Origin of the sequence: Streptomyces sp. NPDC014864, from assembly GCF_043081525.1 — a bacterium.
Classification (GTDB): Bacteria; Actinomycetota; Actinomycetes; order Streptomycetales; family Streptomycetaceae; genus Streptomyces.
Genome location: NZ_JBIBWT010000006.1, coordinates 209,419 through 229,596, shown reverse-complemented (window position 1 = coordinate 229,596; position 20,178 = coordinate 209,419). Strand labels below are relative to the sequence as shown.

Below are 20,178 nucleotides of genomic sequence, written 5' to 3'. Positions count from 1 at the left end.
GGAACCGTCTCAGCGCCCGTTGAACGCGTCCTTCAGTCGGGAGAACAGGCCCTGCTGGCCCGGCTGGAACTGGCCCTGGGGCCGTTCCTCGCCGCGCAGCTTGGCGAGTTCGCGCAGCAGGCGCTCCTGCTCGGGGTCGAGCTTGCCCGGGGTCTGCACCTCGACGTGCACCACGAGGTCGCCCCGGCCGCCGCCGCGCAGGTGTGTGACGCCCCGGCCGTGCAGCGGGATCGACTGGCCGGACTGGGTGCCCGGGCGGATGTCGACCTCCTCCATGCCGTCCAGGGTCTCCAGCGGCACCTTGGTGCCGAGGGCCGCCGCGGTCATCGGGATGGTGACCGTGCAGTGCAGGTCGTCGCCGCGTCGCTGGAAGGTCTGGTGCGGCAGCTCGTGGATCTCGACGTACAGGTCGCCGGCGGGGCCGCCGCCGGGGCCGACCTCGCCCTCGCCCGCGAGCTGGATGCGGGTGCCGTTGTCGACACCGGCCGGGATCTTCACGGTCAGGGTGCGGCGCGACCGCACCCGGCCGTCGCCCGCGCACTCCGGGCACGGGGTGGGCACGACGGTGCCGAAGCCCTGGCACTGCGGGCACGGGCGCGAGGTCATGACCTGGCCCAGGAAGGACCGGGTGACCTGCGAGACCTCACCGCGACCGCGGCACATGTCACAGGTCTGGGCGGTGGTGCCCGGGGCCGCGCCCTCGCCGTTGCAGGTGTTGCAGACGACGGCCGTGTCGACCTGGATGTCCTTGGTGGTGCCGAAGGCCGCCTCGTCCAGCTCGATCTCCAGCCGGATCATGGCGTCCTGGCCCCGGCGGGTGCGCGAGCGCGGCCCGCGCTGCGACGCCGTGCCGAAGAACGCGTCCATGATGTCGGAGAAGTTCCCGAAGCCGCCCGCGCCGAAGCCGCCCGCGCCGCCGCCGGCCTGCGAGAGCGGGTCGCCGCCGAGGTCGTAGACCTGCTTCTTCTGCGGGTCCGAGAGCACCTCGTAGGCGGCGTTGATCTCCTTGAACCGCTCCTGGGTCTTCGGATCCGGGTTGACGTCCGGGTGCAGCTCGCGCGCGAGCCGCCGGAAGGCCTTCTTGATCTCTTCCTGCGACGCGTCGCGACGCACGCCGAGTACGGCGTAGTAGTCCGTGGCCACCTAGGACTCCGCCAGGATCTGTCCGACGTACCGTGCCACTGCGCGTACCGCTCCCATCGTTCCCGGGTAGTCCATGCGGGTCGGTCCGACCACGCCGAGCTTGGCGACTGCCTCGCCGCCCGAACCGTAGCCCACCGACACCACGGATGTGGAGTTGAGTCCCTCGTAGGCGTTCTCGTGACCGATCCGCACCGTCATGCCCGGCTCCTTCGCCTCGCCCAGCAGCTTCAGGAGCACCACCTGCTCCTCCAGCGCCTCGAGGACGGGCCGGATGGTGAGCGGGAAGTCGTGCGGGAAGCGGGTCAGGTTGGCGGTGCCGCCGATGATCAGCCGCTCCTCGTTCTCCTCCACGAGGGTCTCCAGGAGGGTGGACAGCACCGTCGAGACCGTGCCCCGGTCCTCGACGTCGAAGGCGTCCGGCAGGTCCTCGACGAGTTGCGGCACGTCCGCGAAGCGGCGGCCGGCGACCCGGCTGTTCAGCCGCGCGCGCAGGTCCGCCAGGGACGCCTCGCCGAAGGGGGCCGGGCAGTCGACCATGCGCTGCTCGACCCGGCCGGTGTCCGTGATCAGCACGAGCATCAGACGCGCGGGCGCGAGCGACAGCAGTTCCACGTGCCGCACGGTCGAGCGGGTCAGCGAGGGGTACTGCACGACGGCGACCTGCCGGGTCAGCTGCGCCAGCAGCCGCACCGTGCGGGCGACCACGTCGTCGAGGTCGACGGCGCCGTCGAGGAAGTTCTGGATCGCCCTGCGCTCCGGCGCGGTCATCGGCTTGACCCCGGCCAGCTTGTCGACGAAGAGGCGGTACCCCTTGTCGGTGGGGATGCGTCCGGCGCTGGTGTGCGGCTGGGCGATGTAGCCCTCGTCCTCCAGGGCCGCCATGTCGTTGCGGACCGTGGCGGGCGAGACACCGAGGTTGTGCCGCTCGGTCAGGGCCTTGGAGCCCACCGGCTCCTCGGTGCCCACGTAGTCCTGGACGATGGCGCGCAGCACCTGGAGCCGTCGTTCGCTGAGCATCGCGCACACCTCCAAGTCGTCCCGCGGCTCCTTGCCTGGCACTCGGCGCATACGAGTGCCAGCTTCACCCGGCCCAGTGTACGGCTGTGGGGTACGCCCGCGGCAAGGCCGGTCCGGCGACGGCCTGCGAGGTCGTGCCGCGACGGCGGTCGCGGCTGGGCCCGGGCGGCCGTCACGGCTAGCGTCGCCGTATGACGGTGACTTGGGAAGAGCTGGGGTGGGAGCGGCTGGCGGACGGGGTCGGCCGCTGCCGCCTTCCGGTGTGGGACTGCACCGTGGGCCTGGTCCTCGGCGAGGACGGCGCCCTTCTGGTCGACGCCGGGTCGTGCCTGGCGGAGGGAGTCCGGCTGCGCCGGGAGGCGGAGCGGCTGGCCGGCGGCCGTGTGCGGTTTCTCGCACTCACGCATCCGCACTTCGACCACGTCTTCGGCGCGGCCGTGTTCGCGGGCGCGCACGTCTTCGCCGCGGGCGGCTCCCGCGCGGTGTTCGAGGACGGGCGCGCGGAGCTGTGCGCGGACGCGGTGCGCAACGGGCTGGAGGCCGGGGCCGCCGAGGTGGCGGCGGACACCCTGGTCCGTCCCCAGGAGGAGGTCCGGGGCACGGCCGTCGTCGAGCTGAAGGGCGGCCGGGAGGTGCTGCTGCACGACATCGGCCCGGGGCACACGCGGCACGACCTCGCCGTCGTGGTGCCGGGCGACCCGGCGGTGGTCTTCTGCGGGGACCTGGTCGAGGAGTCCGGGGAGCCGCAGGCCGGTCCCGACGCCGCGCCCTCGCGGTGGCCGGCCGCCCTGGACCGGCTGCTGGACCTCGGGGGCGAGGACGCGCTGTACGTGCCCGGTCACGGCGCGGTGGTGGACGCGGCGTTCGTCCGGGCACAGCGTGACGCCCTGGCGCGGCGTTTCGGCGTGTCGCGCTGATCGCCCGCGGCGTTCTCCCTATCGTCATTCGAATGCGCCAGTATTCCGCCGACCTGACCCCGCCGTGGAAGAAGTCCCGGCCCGCGCCGGAGGTGCCGGCGGAGCCGGGTCTGGTGGTGGAGGAGCCGGGTACGGGTTTCTGCGGGGCCGTGGTCGGCTGCGAGGCGGGCACGGTGACGCTGGAGGACCGCTTCGGCAAGCACCGGGTCTTTCCGCTCCAGCCGGGCGGCTTCCTGCTGGAGGGCCGCGTGGTGACGCTGGTGAAGCCCGCGTCGGGGCCCGTGCGGCCCACCCGCACGGCGTCCGGTTCGGTCGCCGTGCCCGGCGCCCGGGCCCGGGTGGCCCGCGCCGGGCGGATCTACGTGGAGGGGCGGCACGACGCGGAGCTGGTCGAGAAGGTGTGGGGCGACGACCTGCGCGTCGAGGGCGTGGTCGTCGAGTACCTGGAGGGCGTGGACGACCTGCCGTCCATCGTGGCGGACTTCGCGCCCGGCCCCGACGCCCGCCTGGGCGTCCTGGTGGACCACCTGGTGCCGGGCAGCAAGGAGTGGCGCATCGCCGAGGCGGTGACCGACGAGCACGCGCTGGTCGTGGGCCATCCGTACATCGACGTCTGGGAGGCCGTGAAGCCGTCCTCCGTGGGCATCGACGCCTGGCCCCGGGTCCCGCACGGGCAGGACTGGAAGACGGGCGTGTGCCGGGCACTCGGCTGGCCGGAGAACACGGGCGCCGCCTGGCAGCGGATCCTCTCCCGGGTCCACTCGTACCGGGACCTGGAGCCGGATCTGCTGGGATGTGTCGAGCGTCTCATCGACCATGTGACGGTGCCCTGCGGCACGTGACCGTGCCCCGCGGCCGGCGAAGCCGTCGACGCGGCCGCGGGGGCCGGCCCCTCAGTCCACCAGGTCCCGCACCACCGCGTCGGCCAGCAGCCGGCCCCGCAGGGTGAGCACGGCGCGTCCCGCCTCGTACGACCCCCGCTCCAGCAGACCGTCGGACAGCGCGCGGCGGGACGCCGCGCGTCCCGCCTCCCGCAGCAGGGACAGCGGTACGCCCTCGCGCAGCCGCAGCTCCAGCAGGATCCGCTCCACCCGGCGGTCCTCGTCCGTGAGGAGCTCGCGGCCGGCGCCCGGGGAGCGGCCCCCGGCGAGGGCGGCGGCGTAGGCGCCCGGGTGCTTGACGTTCCACCAGCGCACGCCGCCCATGTGGCTGTGCGCGCCAGGGCCCGCGCCCCACCAGTCGGCGCCCCGCCAGTACAGCTCGTTGTGCAGACAGCGGGCCGCCTCGGAGGTGGCCCAGTTGGAGACCTCGTACCACGCGAAGCCCGCCGCGGCGAGAGTCTCCTCCGCGATCAGGTAGCGGTCGGCGTGCACATCGTCGTCGGTCGCCGGGATCTCGCCGCGGCGGATCCGGCGGGCGAGCTGCGTGCCCTCCTCGACGATCAGGGCGTACGCCGAGACGTGGTCGGGGCCGGCGCCCAGGGCCGCGTCCAGGGAGGCCCGCCAGTCGTCGTCCGACTCGCCGGGGGTGCCGTAGATCAGGTCGAGGTTGACGTGCTCGAAGCCCGCCGCGCGGGCCTGGGCGACGCACTCCTCGGGACGGCCCGGGGTGTGCGTGCGGTCGAGGATCTTCAGCACGTGCTGCCGGGCGCTCTGCATACCGAAGGAGATCCGGTTGAAGCCGCCCTCCCGCAGGGCCCCCAGATACGCCGGATCGACCGACTCGGGGTTGGCCTCCGTCGTCACCTCGGCGTCGGGTGCGAGGCCGAACTCGTCGCGGATCGCCCGCAGCATCCGCACCAGGTCGTCCGCGGCCAGCAGGGTGGGCGTGCCGCCGCCGACGAACACGGTGCGGACCTCGCGCGGATCGTCGCCGAGGACCTTGCGGGCCAGGCGGATCTCGTCGGTCAGCGTCCCGGCGTAGTTGTCCCGGGAGGCGAGCACGCCGCCGGTGCCGCGCAGCTCGGTGGCGGTGTAGGTGTTGAAGTCGCAGTAGCCGCAGCGGGTCGCGCAGTAGGGCACGTGCAGGTAGAACCCGAGGGGCCGGCCGGCGGCCCCGGCGAGCGCCCGCGCGGGCAGCGCGCCGTCGTCGGGGACGGGCTCGCCGTCGGGAAGTGCGGAAGGCATGTCCTCCATTGTCCAGCACCGGCGCCGGGGCCCGGGCCGGGCGCCGGCTCCGAGGACGCTCACGTGCGGCCGGGGCCCCGGCCGCACGCCTGCCCGCCGCACACGCCAGGCCCCTGCCCTCGGCCGCACACGCCGGGCGCCCGCTCCGGGGCGTTCGCTCCCCGCCGGGGCCCCGGCCGGCGCCAGCCCTCGGCCACTCACGCCCGTGCCCCCGCCTTCGGCCGCACACGCCAGACCCCAGCCCTCGGCCGCACACTCCGGGCGCCCGGCCCTGGCCGCTCACTCCGCCTGGAGCACCATCAGTGCCAGGTCGTCCTCCGGGGGCCCGGCGCCGAACTCGTGCACCAGCCGCCGGATGCGCTCGGCGACCAGTTCCGCGTCCAGTCCGGCGCACCCGGCGAGGGCCGTGGCGAGTCCGTCGCCGTCGTCGAACTGACGGGAGCCGGAGCGCCGCTCGGTCACCCCGTCGGTGACGCACAGCAGGGTGTCGCCGGGCTCCAGCTCGCAGGTCTCGCTGGTGTACGTCTCGTCCTCGACGACGCCCAGCAGGGTCTGCGGGCGGGCGACCGTACGGACGTCGCCCTCGTGCCCGAGGAGCAGCGGCAGTGGATGCCCGGCGCAGGCGAGGGTGCAGCGGACGCCGCCCTCGAAGGGGGCGAGCTCGCCGTAGAGGAGGGACAGGAAACGGGTCTGCGGGCCGTCGCCGGGAGCGGGGGTGCGGCCGCCCGCGGCCACCAGGACCCGCGCGGCGGCGTCGGCGGCCTCGGTGGCGTCGTCGAGCAGGAGCTGGTTGAGACGGTCCAGGACGTCGGCGACGCCGTAGCCCTCGCGGGCCAGCAGCCGCAGCCAGGGCCGGGCCAGCCCGATGACGACGGCGGCCTCGGGGCCCTTGCCCTGGACGTCGCCGACGGCGAAGCACCAGCGGCCGTCCCCGGCCGGGAAGAGGTCGTAGAAGTCGCCGCTCGGGCCGCCCTTGTCGCACGGCTCGTAGACGAGGGCGCTGCGCACCCCGGGGATCTGCGCGACCGCGCCGGGCAGCAGCCCGCGCTGCAGGACGGCGCTGATGGTGGCCTGGCGGGCGTACTGCCGGGCCGCGCCGACGGCGAGCGCGACCCGGCGGCCGAGGTCCTCGACCAGCCCGGTGATCTCGTCGGGGAAGCGCAGCAGCCCGGCCCGTCCGATGACCAGCGTGCCGAGCGGGCGGCCGCCCGCGATCAGACGGTAGGCGAGCGCCGACCCGTGGGTGCCGGCCGGGCCGAGGGCCTCCCCGGGCCAGGGGTAGGGGGCAGGGCCGGACCTTACGCCGTCGGGCGCGCGCGGCGGGTCCTTCTCCAGGGCCCGGCGCAGCTCCTCGATGCGGTTCTCGCTGCCGTGCCAGACGCGGGCGAGCCGCGGCCCCGCCGCGCCGGTCCCGTCGCCCCAGCCGCCGCGGGCGGTCGCCTCGTCCTCCAGCCACACCGCGCACCAGTCGGCCAGGCGCGGCACGATCAGCTGCCCGGTGAGCGCGGCGACCAGGTCCTCGTCGAGCTGGCCGGCGAGCAGGTCGGAGGCCTCGGCGAGAAAGGACAGGGCGCCGCGCCCGAGCCACTCCCGGTCCCACTCGGCGCGCCGCGGCTCGGGCGCGAGGACCTGGGCCACGCCGAGGTGACGCTGCCCGGCGTACTCCTCGCCCTCCTGGTCCTCCTCCCCGTCGTCGTCCGCGGCGCCGCCCTCGGCGGGCAGCCGCGCCCACACCGTCTTGGCGCCGGTCCGGTAGGTGATGCCCCACTCCTCGGAGAGCGCCGCGACCAGGCGCAGGCCGCGGCCGTACTCGGGGGCCTGGTGCGCCGGGTCCGCGGAGGTGTCGCGGGGTGCGCGCGAGGGATGGTGGTCGGACACCTCGACGACGAACGCGCCGCTGTCCGGCTCCAGTTGGCAGGCCAGCTCCACGTCGGTGCCCGCGTGGACGACGGCGTTGGTGACCAGCTCACTGATGACGACGAGGGCGTCCTCGGTCAGCCGGGCGGCGACGGCGTGGCCGTGTTCCGCCCACTCCGCCAGCGCCGTGCGCACCAGGTTGCGGGCGGAGCCGGGCGCGAGGGGGCCGCCGGGCAGGGTCGCCCGCGCCTGCGCGTGCCCGTCCGCGCCGAGGTGCGTGAGCACCTCGGCGCCCGGGTGCGTGGGCACCTCGGAGGCACGGGCGACGGTCTCCCGCTGCGTGGGAATGACCCCCATCGGCAACTCCCCGAGAAGTTCGGACGAATACGCCTCGGTCGATGCGGACAGAGTGACAGACTGACTGCGCCCATAAGCGCCGAGTTACCGAACTGGGCCGCCTTGAGTGAGAACAGTGCCACGCGCCTGCTCGAAGAGGGACGGATTCCGGCCGAAGTCCGAGCACCCGCGGCGCGCCGCCCGCTCACCACGACCACGACCGAATGAGGCATCGTCAGCATGACCACCGAGGGCACGGCCGACGACGCGGCCGGCATCCTCCTCGTGGACGACATGGAGGACAACCTGACCGCCCTGGAGGCGGTCCTCAAACCCCTCGACCAGCCTCTGGTGCGGGCGCGTTCGGGTGAGGAGGCGCTGGCGGCGCTGGCGCGGCGGCGGTTCGCCGTGGTCCTGCTGGATGTGCACATGCCGGGCATGGACGGTTTCGAGACGGCCGCGGGCATCAAGCGGCTGGAGGGGGCCAAGGACGTCCCGGTCGTCTTCCTGACCGCCGCGGAGGACGACCCCGGCTTCACCTTCCGCGGGTACGCCACGGGGGCCGCCGACTACCTGCGCAAGCCCTTCGACCCGTGGGTGCTGCGCGCGAAGGTCTCCGTCTTCCTCGACCTGCACCGCAAGAACCGGCAGCTGGAACGGACGCTGACGCAGGAGCAGGCGCACTGCGCCGCGGTGGCCGCCCGGCTGGCCGCTGTGGACGCGCTGCTGGCCGCCGACCCGCCGGACGTGCCGGAGGCACACCGGCAGGTCCGCGAGCTCCACCGGCTGGTGGACTCGATCCGGCGGGAGCGGGGCCACTGGGGCCTGTCCGGCGGATCAGGTCGCAGAGCGGCAACGGCGCCTCATCAGCGCAGGTGAGCGGGGTCCGGGGCGTCCAGCTGCAAGGCGGAGGAGGGCGTCGGCGCGGAACGTCGGCAACCGACGGCAACGCCGCAGATGGGCCTGCCGGACCCCGCGTCTGCGGCAGGGTCCGCCGGACAGGCCCTGGGCCCGCGGATGTGGTCCGGCGGGGGCGGGACCACTGGGGCAAGGCGGGCGTGGTCCGGCAGGAGCGGGACCACCAGCGCCGTGAGGGGGCGGGCCCGCAGGGACCCGCCCCTCCGTACGGCCGCTCAGGCCTCGCGGGTGCCCGCGTACATCTCGTCGATCAGGTGCTTGTACTCGCGCTCCACGACCGGTCGCTTCAGCTTCAGGCTCGGCGTGATCTCGCCGTGCTCGACGTCGAGGTCACGCGGCAGGAGGCGGAACTTCTTGATGGTCTGCCAGCGCTGCAGGCCCTCGTTGAGCTGCTTCACGTAGCCGTCGACCATCTCGACCGTGGCGGGCGCGGCGACGACCTCCGCGTACGACTTGCCCGCGAGGCCGTTCTCCTTCGCCCACTCCATCAGGGAGACCTCGTCGAGGGCGATGAGCGCGGTGCAGAAGTTCCGGTCGGCGCCGTGCACCAGGATGTTGGAGACGTACGGGCACACCGCCTTGAACTGGCCCTCGACCTCGGCCGGCGCGATGTACTTGCCGCCGGAGGTCTTGATGAGGTCCTTCTTGCGGTCGGTGATGCGCAGGTAGCCGTCCGCGGACAGCTCGCCGATGTCCCCGGTGTGGAACCAGCCGTCCGCCTCCAGGACCTCGGAGGTCTTCTCGGGCAGCTTGTGGTAGCCCTGCATGATGCCGGGGCCGCGCAGCAGGATCTCGCCGTCGGCGGCGATGCGCACCTCCGTGCCGGGCAGCGGCTTGCCGACGGTACCGGTGCGGTAGGCCTCGCCGGGGTTGACGAAGGAGGCCGCGGAGGACTCGGTCAGGCCGTAGCCCTCCAGGATGTGGATGCCGGCACCGGCGAAGAAGTAGCCGATCTCAGGCGCGAGGGCGGCGCTGCCCGACACACAGGCCCGCAGGTTGCCGCCGAAGGCCTCGCGGATCTTGGCGAACACGAGCCGGTCGGCCACCTTGTGCTTGGAGGCCAGGCCGAACGGCACGGCGTGGGTGCCGGTGCGCTGGAAGTTGTCCTGCGAGACCTTGGCGTACTCGCGGGCCACCTCGGACGCCCACTGGAAGATCTTGTACTTGGCCGCGCCGCCCGCGCGCGCCTTGGCGGCGACGCCGTTGTAGACCTTCTCGAAGATGCGCGGGACGGCCGCCATGTACGTCGGCTGCACCACCGGCAGATTCTCGATGATCTTGTCCACACGGCCGTCGACGGCGGTGACGTGCCCGACCTCGATCTGGCCGGAGGTGAGGACCTTGCCGAAGACGTGCGCCAGCGGCAGCCACAGGTACTGCACGTCGTCGCCACCGACCAGCCCGGTCGCGGCGATCGCCTTCGCCATGTACGACCAGTTGTCGTGCGGCAGGCGGACACCCTTGGGGCGGCCGGTGGTGCCGGAGGTGTAGATGAGCGTGGCGAGCTGCTCCCGGGTGATCGCGCCCACCCGCTCCTTGATGAGCGAGGGGTGCTTCTCCAGGTGGGCGGCGCCGCGGCTCTCCAGCTCGGCGAGGGTGAGGACCCAGTCGCTCGTCTCCACGCCGGCCGGGTCGACGACGACGACGTGGTGCAGGTCGGGCAGCTCGGCGCGCTTCTCCAGCACCTTGGCCAGCTGCTCGGCGTTCTCCGCGATCAGGACCCGGCTCTCGGAGTCGGAGAGGATGAACGCCGACTCCTCGGCGTTGGTCTGCGGATAGATGGTGGACGTGGCCGCGCCGGCGCACATGATGCCCAGGTCGGCCAGGATCCACTCGATCCGGGTGGAGGAGGCGAGGGCGACCCGCTCCTCGGGCTGCACACCCAGCTCGATGAGTCCGGCCGCGATCGAGTAGACCCGCTCGGCGGCCTGCGCCCAGCTCAGCGACTTCCAGTCGTCCGGGCCCGTACCCGAGGAGGGCGGCACCGGATAGCGGTAGGCTTCGGCGTCCGGCGTGGCCGCCACGCGCTCCAGGAAGAGGGCCGCCACAGTCGGCGGACGGTTCTCGATCAGGGTCTGTGCGTCGCTCACGACATCCTCCGGGGCCCGCGGCAGTGCGGCTGGCTCAGTGCGGCTGGGGTGACTCGCGACCTTGTTTAACTCGCGAGTAACTATCGAGCAGGGATCAGAGTAAAGCGCGACCGGCCGCCGCGTAAGGGGCAGCGGACTGTCACTTCCTACAGAGAGCTACGGCCCGCACGCACAGGGGCCCGCCGCGCTTTCGCATGACGGACCCCCTTTCCACCCGGTTTGCCGGGGCAACCGCGGGTAACCCCTGGCTACTTCTTGCCCTTGGCCGACCCCGCGCTGTCATCGCTGGAGAGGACCGCGATGAAGGCCTCCTGCGGAACCTCCACGGAACCCACCATCTTCATCCGCTTCTTGCCTTCCTTCTGCTTCTCCAGCAGCTTGCGCTTGCGGGAGATGTCGCCGCCGTAGCACTTGGCGAGGACGTCCTTGCGGATGGCGCGGATGGTCTCGCGGGCGATCACCCGCGAGCCGATGGCGGCCTGCACCGGCACCTCGAAGTTCTGCCGCGGGATCAGCTCCTTGAGCTTGGCGACGAGCCGCACGCCGTACGCGTACGCCTGGTCCTTGTGGGTGATCGCCGAGAAGGCGTCCACCTTGTCGCCGTGCAGCAGGATGTCCACCTTGACCAGGGAGCTGTTCTGCTCGCCGGTGGGCTCGTAGTCGAGGGACGCGTAGCCGCGGGTCTTGGACTTCAGCTGGTCGAAGAAGTCGAAGACGATCTCCGCGAGCGGGAGCGTGTAGCGGATCTCCACGCGGTCCTCGGACAGGTAGTCCATGCCGAGCAGGGTGCCCCGCCGGGTCTGGCACAGCTCCATGATCGCGCCGATGAACTCGGTGGGGGCGAGGATCGTGGCCCGCACGACCGGCTCGTACACCTCCGCGAGCTTGCCCTCGGGGAACTCGCTCGGGTTGGTCACCGTGTGCTCGGTGCCGTCCTCCATGATCACGCGGTAGACCACGTTGGGCGCGGTGGCGATCAGGTCGAGCCCGAACTCGCGCTCCAGCCGCTCGCGGACCACGTCGAGGTGGAGCAGGCCGAGGAAGCCGACGCGGAAGCCGAAGCCGAGGGCCGCGGAGGTCTCCGGCTCGTAGACCAGGGCGGCGTCGTTGAGCTGGAGCTTGTCCAGCGCCTCGCGCAGCTCGGGGTAGTCGGAGCCGTCCAGCGGATACAGGCCGGAGAAGACCATCGGCTTGGGGTCCTTGTAGCCGCCCAGCGGCTCCTCGGCGCCCTTGGCCTGGCTGGTGATCGTGTCACCGACCTTGGACTGGCGGACGTCCTTCACACCGGTGATGAGGTAGCCGACCTCGCCGACGCCGAGGCCGTCGGCCGGGAGCATCTCCGGCGAGTTGGTGCCGATCTCCAGCAGCTCGTGGGTGGCGCCGGTGGACATCATGCGGATCCGCTCGCGCTTGTTGAGCTTGCCGTCGACGACCCGGACGTAGGTGACCACGCCGCGGTAGGAGTCGTAGACCGAGTCGAAGATCATCGCGCGGGCTGGGGCGTCGGCGACGCCGACCGGGGCCGGGATCCGCTCGACGACCCGGTCCAGCAGCGCCTCGACACCGAGACCGGTCTTGGCGGAGACCTTCAGCACGTCGCCGGGGTCGCACCCGATGAGGTTGGCGAGCTCCTCGGCGAACTTCTCCGGCTGGGCGGCCGGCAGGTCGATCTTGTTGAGGACCGGGATGATCGTGAGGTCGTTCTCCATCGCCAGGTAGAGGTTGGCGAGGGTCTGCGCCTCGATGCCCTGGGCGGCGTCGACGAGGAGGACGGTCCCCTCACAGGCGGCGAGCGACCGCGAGACCTCGTACGTGAAGTCCACGTGACCCGGGGTGTCGATCATGTTCAGGATGTGCGTGTTGCCCGGATCGCCGGTCGGGGCCCACGGCAGACGCACCGCCTGGGACTTGATCGTGATGCCGCGCTCGCGCTCGATGTCCATGCGGTCGAGGTACTGAGCGCGCATCTGCCGCTGCTCGACCACACCGGTCAGCTGGAGCATCCGGTCGGCCAGCGTGGACTTGCCGTGGTCGATGTGCGCGATGATGCAGAAGTTGCGGATCAGAGCCGGGTCGGTACGGCTCGGCTCGGGCGCGTGGAGAGGGGTCGCGGGCACGCAGGGTCCTGATTCTTGAGGCGTCCGCATACGTGTGCTTGTCCGTCTGCGGTCTCGGGTCGGATCGATACGTAGCCTCCATGGTCCCACGGCCGGGGACCGGTGACCGGTTTGGGCCACTCGGAGGGCCACTGGTACTCTGATGCGCTGTGTCTCATGCCCTTCCTCGGGAGGTCGCACGGGGCACGTCTTCAAGAAATCACCGGCGCGTGAGGCGGGCCGTCCGCGGTCCATCCTCGCGTGCCTGAATCTGTAGAGGCTCATTCGTGGCGAACATCAAGTCCCAGATCAAGCGGATCAAGACCAACGAGAAGGCCCGGCTGCGCAACAAGGCCGTCAAGTCCTCCCTGAAGACCGCGATCCGCAAGGCCCGTGAGGCTGCTGCCGCGGGTGACACCGCGAAGGCCACCGAGCTGCAGCGCGCTGCCGCGCGTGCGCTCGACAAGGCCGTCTCGAAGGGTGTCATCCACAAGAACCAGGCCGCCAACAAGAAGTCGGCGCTGGCTTCCAAGGTCGCTTCCCTCAAGGGCTGACCCACTCCTTGATCTGACCGCCGGCAGGACCCAGAGCGGGCCCTCTCTCATCCGCTCCCGGCCGGCACCCCCGAGCTCGTACGCGGCCTGCGTTCGCCACGCGGGTACGGGCTCAACGGCGTGAACAGCGTGAACCGAAGACCCCGCCCCCCTCCCTTTCCCCAAGGGAGGGGGGCGGGGTCTTCGGCGTGCGGGGACGCCTCTCGCCCCTAGCGGGGCAGGGTCAGGCCCGGCCTCGGGAGCGTGCCGCGCGGGCGATGGTCACGACCGCCTTCTCCAGGGCGTACTCGGGGTCGTCCCCGCCGCCCTTGACGCCGGCGTCCGCCTCGGCCACCGACCGCAGCGCGACGGACACCGCGTCCGGCGTCCAGCCGCGCATCTGCTGCCGCACCCGGTCGATCTTCCACGGCGGCATCCCCAGCTCCCGCGCCAGGTCGGCGGGACGGCCACCCCTCGCGGACAGCAGTTTGCCGATCGCCCGCACGCCCTGCGCCAGCGCACTGGTGATGAGCACCGGCGCCACACCCGTCGCGAGCGACCAGCGCAGCGCCTCCAGCGCCTCGGCCGCCCGTCCCTCCACGGCCCGGTCGGCGACGGTGAAGCTGGAGGCCTCGGCCCGCCCCGTGTAGTACCGCCCGACGATCGCCTCGTCGATCGTGCCCTCGACGTCGGCGACCAGCTGCGCCACCGCCGACGCCAGCTCCCGCAGATCACTGCCGATCGCGTCGACCAGCGCCTGGCACGCCTCCGGCGTGGCCGATCTGCCGAGTCCCCGGAACTCGGCCCGTACGAAGGCCAGCCGGTCGGCCGGCTTCGTCATCTTCGGGCAGGCCACCTCGCGCGCGCCCGCCTTGCGCGCCGCGTCCAGCAGGCCCTTGCCCTTGGCGCCGCCCGCGTGCAGCAGCACGAGCGTGATCTCCTCGGCGGGAGCCCCGAGATACGCCTTCACGTCCTTGACCGTGTCGGCCGACAGGTCCTGCGCGTTGCGTACGACCACGACCTTGCGCTCCGCGAAGAGCGACGGGCTGGTCAGCTCGGCGAGCGTGCCCGGCTGCAACTGGTCCGGGGTCAGGTCCCGTACGTCCGTGTCGGCGTCGGAGGCCCTGGCGGCGGCCACCACCTCCCGCACGGCACGGTCGAGCAGCAGGTCCTCCTGCCCCACGGCAAGCGTCACCGGGGCAAGCGGGTCGTCGTTCGCAGTGTTCCTGGCCATCGGCCCAAGCATCGCACGCGGCACCGACAACGGGGCCTGCGGCGGGAGCGGGTGGGGCGGAGGCGCGGGCGACGCCCGCGCCGGCGAGGCGACGGCCCGGGCGACGCGGCCGGCGTGGGTGGGTTTGGGATTGGGGTGACGCGTCGGCGGGGTGGGACACGGGCGAGGTGAGGGCGGTGGGCGGCAGCGCGGGTGGCGCGGCCGGCGTGGGCCCGGTGGGCCAGTGGGCCCGGCGGCGGGGTCGGAGTCCTACGGCTCCTCGCGCCAGCCGTCCCACTCCGCCGCGAACGTGTCCAGCTCCGCGGGGTCGAGCCGCTCCGTGTCGTCGCGCAGCAGGACGAGCCACTGCGCGTCCTCCGCGTCGTCCTCCCCGGCGAGGGCGTCCCGCACGATCCTCGGCTCCTCGTCGGTCCCGAACCGTTCGGCCAGCGCCTGTGCGGCCTCCTCGGCGGCTTCGCGGTCCGGCAGCACCAGCACATGTCTCACATCACTCACCCGGCCATTCTCCGGCACCGCCGCGAGCCCGGTTCAGCCGCCGCCGGCGCCGCCGCGCAGGGCCGGGACGGCGGCGAGCTCCAGCCCGAACCGGTCGCGGTACACCGCGAGCACCTCCTCGTCCGTATCCAGGTCCCTGACCACGCGCGTCCCGTCACCGCTCGTCGTGGTGAGGGTCCGGCCGCCGAGGGTGATCCGCCCCCCGTCCTCGGTGAGCCGGGAGCACACCAGCGACCGCGTGAAGTGCGAAGCGGGCGAGGTGCTGTGCCACCAGGCCCCGGCCACGAAGTCGCCGAGGACCCGCGGCCGCACCTCCAGGCGGTACTGCGGCTCCCCGTCCCGGACGACGTCCAGGTCGGCGGAGCCGTCCGGGGTGCCGTCCGCGTCGCCCGCACCTGCCGCGCCCGGCCCGCGTCTCCCGGCCCCGTCGGGCCCCGCCTCGACGACCCTGAACGTGCCACCGGGGTCCGCCTGTTCGCCCCGCTCCCCGAACGCGAGCGGGAAGTGGCTGTGCGTCCCGAACCCCACGTCGGCCAGCCGGTCGCCCCCGTCCACCGTGCGCACCCGCAGCGCCAGATGGTCGTAGGGGATGCCGAGCCGCCCCTCCTCCCCGTACACCCGCGCGGCGAGCAGCGTGACCTCGAAGCCGAGCGCGGTGAGCAACGCCCCGAACGCCCCGTTCAGTTCGTAGCAGAACCCGCCCCGGCGTGCGCCCACCACCTTGTCCAGCAGCCGCTTCTCCTCCAGCAGGATCTCCTCGCCGAGGTGGACGGACAGGTTCTCGAAGGGCACGGCCCGCAGATGCCGCAGGTGCAGCCGGCGCAGGGCGTCGGCGGTGGGGCGCGCCGGGCGCTCGGCACCGAGGCGGCGGAGGTAGGCGTCGACCTGAGCGGTGTTCATGCGGTCAGTCTCTCGCCACCCGCAACCCCGCACCCGCCCCGGTCACGGCCAGAGCCCCGTCCCGGTCCGTCCGCAGCACCGCGGCACCCGCCGACCGCAGGGCGGCGACGGTGCCGGGGGCCGGGTGCCCGTACGGGTTTCCGGAGGGTCTCCAACTAGCAGTTCTGGAGACACCCGCCATGACGGCATCTGCGCAGGTCAGGAGCGCCACCAGCGCTAGGTACTCGACTCGACAGAGCGACCCCATGACCACTCAACTCAGGGGCGTGTCCTGCCTCCGCCTGTCCGTCCTGACCGACGAGACCACCAGCCCCGAACGCCAGCGGGAAGCCAACCGGGGCGCTGCTGCCTCGCAGGGGATCGACCTGGCCGACCGGGAAGCTGTCGACCTGGGAGTCAGCGCCAGCAAGACCACGCCGTTTGAGCGCCCGGAGTTGGGCTCTTGGCTTCGGCGTCCCGAAGAATTCGACGCCCTTGTTTTCTGGCGATTCGATCGCGCCGTTCGGTCCATGGACGACATGCACGAATTGGCGAAGTGGGCACGCGAGCACTGCAAGATGATCGTCTTTGCGGAGGGTCCGGGCGGGCGCCTGGTGCTCGACTTCCGAAACCGACTGGACCCCATGGCCCAACTCATGGTCACGCTGTTCGCATTCGCTGCACAGATGGAAGCCCAATCCATCCGTGAACGCGTCACCAGCGCACAGGCGGCAATGCGCGTCATGCCTCTTCGCTGGCGTGGTTCCCGTCCGCCCTATGGCTACATGCCTGCTCCACTGGACGGTGGCGGCTGGACGCTGGTGCAGGACCCGGAAGCTGTGGCCGTCCTTGAACGCATTATCCGGGAACTGATGGGAGACCCCAGCGAGAGCATTCCTGGTAAGAGTCTCGCTGCAATCGCAAGGGGACTCAATGAAGACGGAATTCCGTCATCCCGTGATCACTGGAGTCTCAAAAAGGGACGGGACACCGGCGGGAAGACTGGCGGCAAGGCCGGTGAAACCGTGATCCGTGGCCGCTTTGCCTGGCGACACAGCGCCATCAAAGAACTGCTGACGTCTGAGCGCCTGCTGGGCTGGAAGATCACCGACGGAAAGCCTGTACGGGACAGCGAGGGTGCGCCCGTCATGGCCACGTCTGAGCCGATACTCACCCGCGAGGAATTCGACGCTATCGCCGCTGTTCTGGCCGAGCGCTCGGTAAACAACAAGCCTGCGGACCGAGTGGACACCGTGGCGCTGCTGCTGCGAGTCGTTCACTGCGGAAGCTGCGGTGAACGCATGTACCTGCACCGGCCGTCCCCCAACAGCAAGAGCACCAGCAAGACCGACACCTACAAGTGCAGCGCGCACACCAGGGGGCGCGAGTGCGAGGCGCCCGCCATCATCAAGCGCGAGTGGGCCGAGGAATACGCGGAGCGTGAGTTCTTGCGGATATTGGGGGCGCTGGAAGTCACGCAGACCCGCACCATTCCTGGATACGACCCGCAGCCTGAAATTGACGCCACGGCCGCTGAGTACGAAGAGCACATGGCCCAGCAAGGGAAGCAGCGCAGCAATGCGGCAAAGGCAGCATGGCAAAAGCACGCAGATGCCCTCGACACGCGGCTTGCTGAACTGGAAAGCCGGGAAAAGGTGGAGCCTCGCACTGAGGAGATCCGGACTGGCAAGACGTACTCGCGACTGTGGGCGAGCGCAGACGTGGCCGGTAAGCGGCAGTTGCTGCAAGACGCTGGGGCGCACCTGAACGTCAAGCGAGGGACACGGGGAGGGTGGCGCACGTTGGATGAGCGGCGAGTTTCGTTCGACGTGCGAGACCCGTTCTTCAGCGATGCTGCTGCGGATCTCGTGGCCATGGCGGATGAGTTGACCCACGGCACCGACTAGGCGCCCCTCAGCGTCCGCCTGACAGCCTCTCTGCCCCGTTCGGCCCCCGTGGTCGGGCGGGGCTTTGTCGTGCACTCAGACAGGCACTGAGCGGTTCGCCTCCGTTTACCGGGCGCTCGACTCGCTAGACAAGGCACAGGGGGCCACCTCGCCCCCTTACCGTGCGTTGACATGGAGTTACTGTCGGTAACAGCCCCTTGGGTAATCGACTCGACAGATAACAGTAGGGGCCGGAAACGCGCCTCCACAGCTTTCCTACCTTGGCGGGTGGGGGCAGAGCGTCAGTCACTGCGACTGGCGCTTTTGCTTTGCCCGCTGATTGATAGCCAAACATCAACAGAACGGAGTGCCCACGTGAGCGCGCTTGAAAGCCGCTTCAAGAACCTGGCAGCGAAGAGACGAGAACTGCGCTCGCAGCTACGGGACATCGACACAGAGCTAAAGGAAATCGTTCCCCAGCTCCGCCGAGACACCGACCTGACCCAAGAGCAGATTGCCCGCACCGCTGGCCTGTCTGTTCCCACTGTTCGCGCCTGGACATTCGGCGCTTAGCCAACCCGCCAAGGAAGGAACCACCACCCGTGAACGGGATTGACCATTACAAGCGTGCCGAGGAACTCGCCGAGCGGGTAGCCAGCGGGCGTGTCAGTGACTACGACAAGGCCGCCTACGCCACTCTCGCGCAAACTCACGCAACCCTCGCGCTCGCTGCTGCTACAGCCGATGCAACGTCCTTCAAGCGGGCCCTGGCCAAGGCGAACGGCGTAGAAGTTCCTGACGGTAAGTCAGCACCTAAGAAGCCCGCCAACCTGCTTGACGATGAGGACGTGTGAGCATGCCCAACGAGAACTGGGAAACGCTCCCCGATAAGCTGCACTACAACCGTGACAACCCGGTGCAGCACGTGAATTACGCGAAATTCGTTGCCCGCCACACGGGACACCACCTGCGCTACATGGAAAACGTCGGGTGGTATCGCTGGAGTGGTTCCATCTGGGAGGCCACAGGAGGCACCGGCGCCGCATTCCAGGCCATCACGGATGCCGCCCATGTATTGCACCGGTACGCCACTGACAACCCCACAGCGATCACGTGGGTAAACAGTGCCGTAAAACTGATGCTCAACAGTCCGCACCGTAAGGCCATCGTCGCTGAGCTTGAGAACCTGCGCAGCCTGCGAGTTACAGCGGATGAGTTCGACAGCGCACGGCACCTGCTGACGTTCCTGAATGGCACGGTGGACCTGCGGACCGGCGAACTGCACGAGCACAATCCGGCGGACATGCTGACCCAGTGCGCCAAGGTCGAGTACCGGCCGGAGGCAACTGCACCCCGCTGGCTGCGATTTGTGGACGAGGTCTTCCCGGAGGACACCGAACTTCAGCGCTACTTCCAGACGTTCCTTGGGTACAGCGTGACCGGCGAAGTACGGGAGCACGCCCTAGGGGTCTGGTACGGCGCACACGGCCGGAACGGCAAGGGCACCACGGTACGCACCATGCAAAGCGTGTTCGGCCCTGACATCATCCGCGAGGTTGAGTTCTCCATCTTCGAGAACGTACGCGGACAGGCGCCCCACACTGAGCAAATCGCCGGAATGCGAGGCGCCCGAATGGTCGTCGCCCAGGAAGGTAACCAGGGCACGCCGATGAACACGGCGCTACTAAAGAACATGAGTGGTGGCGACCGTGTGAGTACCCGCCACCTTCACGGCAAGACGTTCTCGTTTGAGCCCACGTTCACCATTGTCCTGGCAACCAACCATCTGCCGGAATTCGCGTCCGGTGGCGCTGCGCTGTGGGCCCGCACCAAGGCCATTCTGTTCGGTCAGAGCTTCGCTGATAGGCGTGATCCGGACCTGGAGCCGACCATTCAGGGCCCGGAGCGTGAGGGCGTGGCAGCGTGGATTGTGGAAGGCGCCAAGCGCTACTACGCCGAGGGTCTGCGTGATCCGCTCGCTGTCATCGCTGCAACGGAGTTCCACAAGGATTCCGTGGACCCGCTGAAGGACCTGGTGGGCGAGCTGTTCGACTACGCCGAGGATTGCGAAGTCCAGCGCTCCACGTTCAACCGTGAGTTGAAGGAGTGGCGAGACACGAACGGTGACCGATCCAACAAGTACAGCCCTGCCAGCGTGAAGCGGCATCTCATTGACAGCGGGAAGGTCGAAGAGGTTCGCACCAAGGCAAATGGCTGGGTCTACCGGGGCGTCCGCATGATGAGTGACCCCCTGGGTTCCGCCCCCGGCATCTTCAACCGCGCAGAAAACGCGTAAACGCACAGCGTGATGGGTCGAGCTGGTGAGGGGGTGTCAGAAAAGTTGTCACCTGTAGTAACCCCCCTAAAGACATAAGGGCCTATGTACAGGTGTCAAGAAATCTGACACCCCTCCCGCTTGCGCGCCATCCTCGCTGCTTACGCAAATTCCCACCTTTTGCCGGCGATGCCGTCCGCCCTGGTCATCGCCCTGCGCTGTGCCCCTGCGACTGTTCCCACTCAGCAAACGGAGTGCCCATGCTGGTCGCCCTGCTCGCCACGCTCGCACTTTTCTGCGCCCTGTCCGCTGCGCTGAATCTGCTGCGCATCCCCCGCTAATCACCACCTACCAAAACTGGTATGTGGTCCACCAC

17 protein-coding genes are annotated in these 20,178 nt (G+C 70.7%); 8 read left to right on the top strand and 9 right to left on the bottom strand.

The window, feature by feature from the left end; all coding sequences use genetic code 11:
• Positions 1-9: 9 nt before the first annotated feature.
• Together dnaJ and hrcA are read right to left on the bottom strand one after the other, a co-directional pair.
• Complete coding sequence (dnaJ, locus tag ACF1A5_RS13450) at positions 10-1,143, bottom strand: molecular chaperone DnaJ (RefSeq protein WP_392192969.1); 1,134 nt, start codon at positions 1,141-1,143, stop codon at positions 10-12.
• On the bottom strand, positions 1,144-2,160 hold the full coding sequence (gene hrcA, locus ACF1A5_RS13445; RefSeq protein ID WP_392193130.1) for a heat-inducible transcriptional repressor HrcA: 1,017 nt from the start codon (positions 2,158-2,160) through the stop codon (positions 1,144-1,146). It abuts the gene before it with no gap.
• Between the two features lie 191 nt (positions 2,161-2,351).
• Between hrcA and ACF1A5_RS13440 the strand changes: the two genes are divergently transcribed.
• Positions 2,352-3,077, top strand: coding sequence for an MBL fold metallo-hydrolase (locus ACF1A5_RS13440; protein WP_392192968.1), 726 nt, complete (start codon positions 2,352-2,354; stop codon positions 3,075-3,077).
• A gap of 32 nt (positions 3,078-3,109) precedes the next feature.
• Positions 3,110-3,919, top strand: coding sequence for a DUF3097 domain-containing protein (locus tag ACF1A5_RS13435; protein ID WP_392192967.1), 810 nt, complete (start codon positions 3,110-3,112; stop codon positions 3,917-3,919).
• Between the two features lie 51 nt (positions 3,920-3,970).
• Here ACF1A5_RS13435 and hemW read toward each other — a convergent pair whose 3' ends face one another.
• Together hemW and ACF1A5_RS13425 are read right to left on the bottom strand one after the other, a co-directional pair.
• Positions 3,971-5,203, bottom strand: a complete 1,233-nt coding sequence (gene hemW / locus ACF1A5_RS13430) for a radical SAM family heme chaperone HemW (RefSeq protein WP_392192966.1) — start codon at positions 5,201-5,203, stop codon at positions 3,971-3,973.
• 279 nt (positions 5,204-5,482) lie between these two features.
• Positions 5,483-7,417, bottom strand: coding sequence for a SpoIIE family protein phosphatase (locus ACF1A5_RS13425; protein ID WP_392192965.1), 1,935 nt, complete (start codon positions 7,415-7,417; stop codon positions 5,483-5,485).
• Between the two features lie 219 nt (positions 7,418-7,636).
• On the opposite strand from ACF1A5_RS13425, the gene ACF1A5_RS13420 reads away from it, so the two are divergent.
• Complete coding sequence (locus ACF1A5_RS13420) at positions 7,637-8,275, top strand: two-component system response regulator (RefSeq protein ID WP_392192964.1); 639 nt, start codon at positions 7,637-7,639, stop codon at positions 8,273-8,275.
• Positions 8,276-8,529: 254 nt separating this feature from the next.
• Here ACF1A5_RS13420 and ACF1A5_RS13415 read toward each other — a convergent pair whose 3' ends face one another.
• Complete coding sequence (locus ACF1A5_RS13415; RefSeq protein ID WP_392192963.1) at positions 8,530-10,404, bottom strand: AMP-dependent synthetase/ligase; 1,875 nt, start codon at positions 10,402-10,404, stop codon at positions 8,530-8,532.
• Positions 10,405-10,652: 248 nt separating this feature from the next.
• The gene (lepA, locus tag ACF1A5_RS13410) at positions 10,653-12,521 is read right to left on the bottom strand and encodes a translation elongation factor 4 (RefSeq protein WP_392192962.1); all 1,869 of its coding nucleotides are present in this window, start codon (positions 12,519-12,521) and stop codon (positions 10,653-10,655) included.
• Positions 12,522-12,787: 266 nt separating this feature from the next.
• Between lepA and rpsT the strand changes: the two genes are divergently transcribed.
• Entirely contained in the window at positions 12,788-13,054 is a 267-nt protein-coding gene (gene rpsT / locus ACF1A5_RS13405) for a 30S ribosomal protein S20 (RefSeq protein ID WP_356180869.1), read from the top strand.
• Between the two features lie 223 nt (positions 13,055-13,277).
• Here rpsT and holA read toward each other — a convergent pair whose 3' ends face one another.
• The 3 genes from holA to ACF1A5_RS13390 all read right to left on the bottom strand — a co-directional run bounded on the left by holA (position 13,278) and on the right by ACF1A5_RS13390 (position 15,662).
• Positions 13,278-14,267 (bottom strand): DNA polymerase III subunit delta, encoded by a 990-nt coding sequence (gene holA / locus ACF1A5_RS13400; protein ID WP_392192961.1) that lies wholly within the window; start codon positions 14,265-14,267, stop codon positions 13,278-13,280.
• A gap of 249 nt (positions 14,268-14,516) precedes the next feature.
• Positions 14,517-14,762: a hypothetical protein gene (locus ACF1A5_RS13395; RefSeq protein ID WP_392192960.1), complete on the bottom strand. Its 246-nt coding sequence runs from the start codon at positions 14,760-14,762 to the stop codon at positions 14,517-14,519.
• Positions 14,763-14,795: 33 nt separating this feature from the next.
• On the bottom strand, positions 14,796-15,662 hold the full coding sequence (locus ACF1A5_RS13390) for an arylamine N-acetyltransferase (protein WP_392192959.1): 867 nt from the start codon (positions 15,660-15,662) through the stop codon (positions 14,796-14,798).
• A 245-nt stretch (positions 15,663-15,907) separates the two neighbouring features.
• On the opposite strand from ACF1A5_RS13390, the gene ACF1A5_RS13385 reads away from it, so the two are divergent.
• From ACF1A5_RS13385 to ACF1A5_RS13370, 4 genes are all read left to right on the top strand, one after another.
• Positions 15,908-17,548, top strand: coding sequence for a recombinase family protein (locus tag ACF1A5_RS13385; RefSeq protein WP_392192958.1), 1,641 nt, complete (start codon positions 15,908-15,910; stop codon positions 17,546-17,548).
• Between the two features lie 354 nt (positions 17,549-17,902).
• Positions 17,903-18,100: a hypothetical protein gene (locus ACF1A5_RS13380; protein WP_392192957.1), complete on the top strand. Its 198-nt coding sequence runs from the start codon at positions 17,903-17,905 to the stop codon at positions 18,098-18,100.
• 29 nt (positions 18,101-18,129) lie between these two features.
• Positions 18,130-18,381, top strand: coding sequence for a hypothetical protein (locus tag ACF1A5_RS13375; RefSeq protein WP_392192956.1), 252 nt, complete (start codon positions 18,130-18,132; stop codon positions 18,379-18,381).
• A 2-nt stretch (positions 18,382-18,383) separates the two neighbouring features.
• Positions 18,384-19,823, top strand: a complete 1,440-nt coding sequence (locus ACF1A5_RS13370; protein WP_392192955.1) for a phage/plasmid primase, P4 family — start codon at positions 18,384-18,386, stop codon at positions 19,821-19,823.
• Positions 19,824-20,178: the final 355 nt, after the last annotated feature.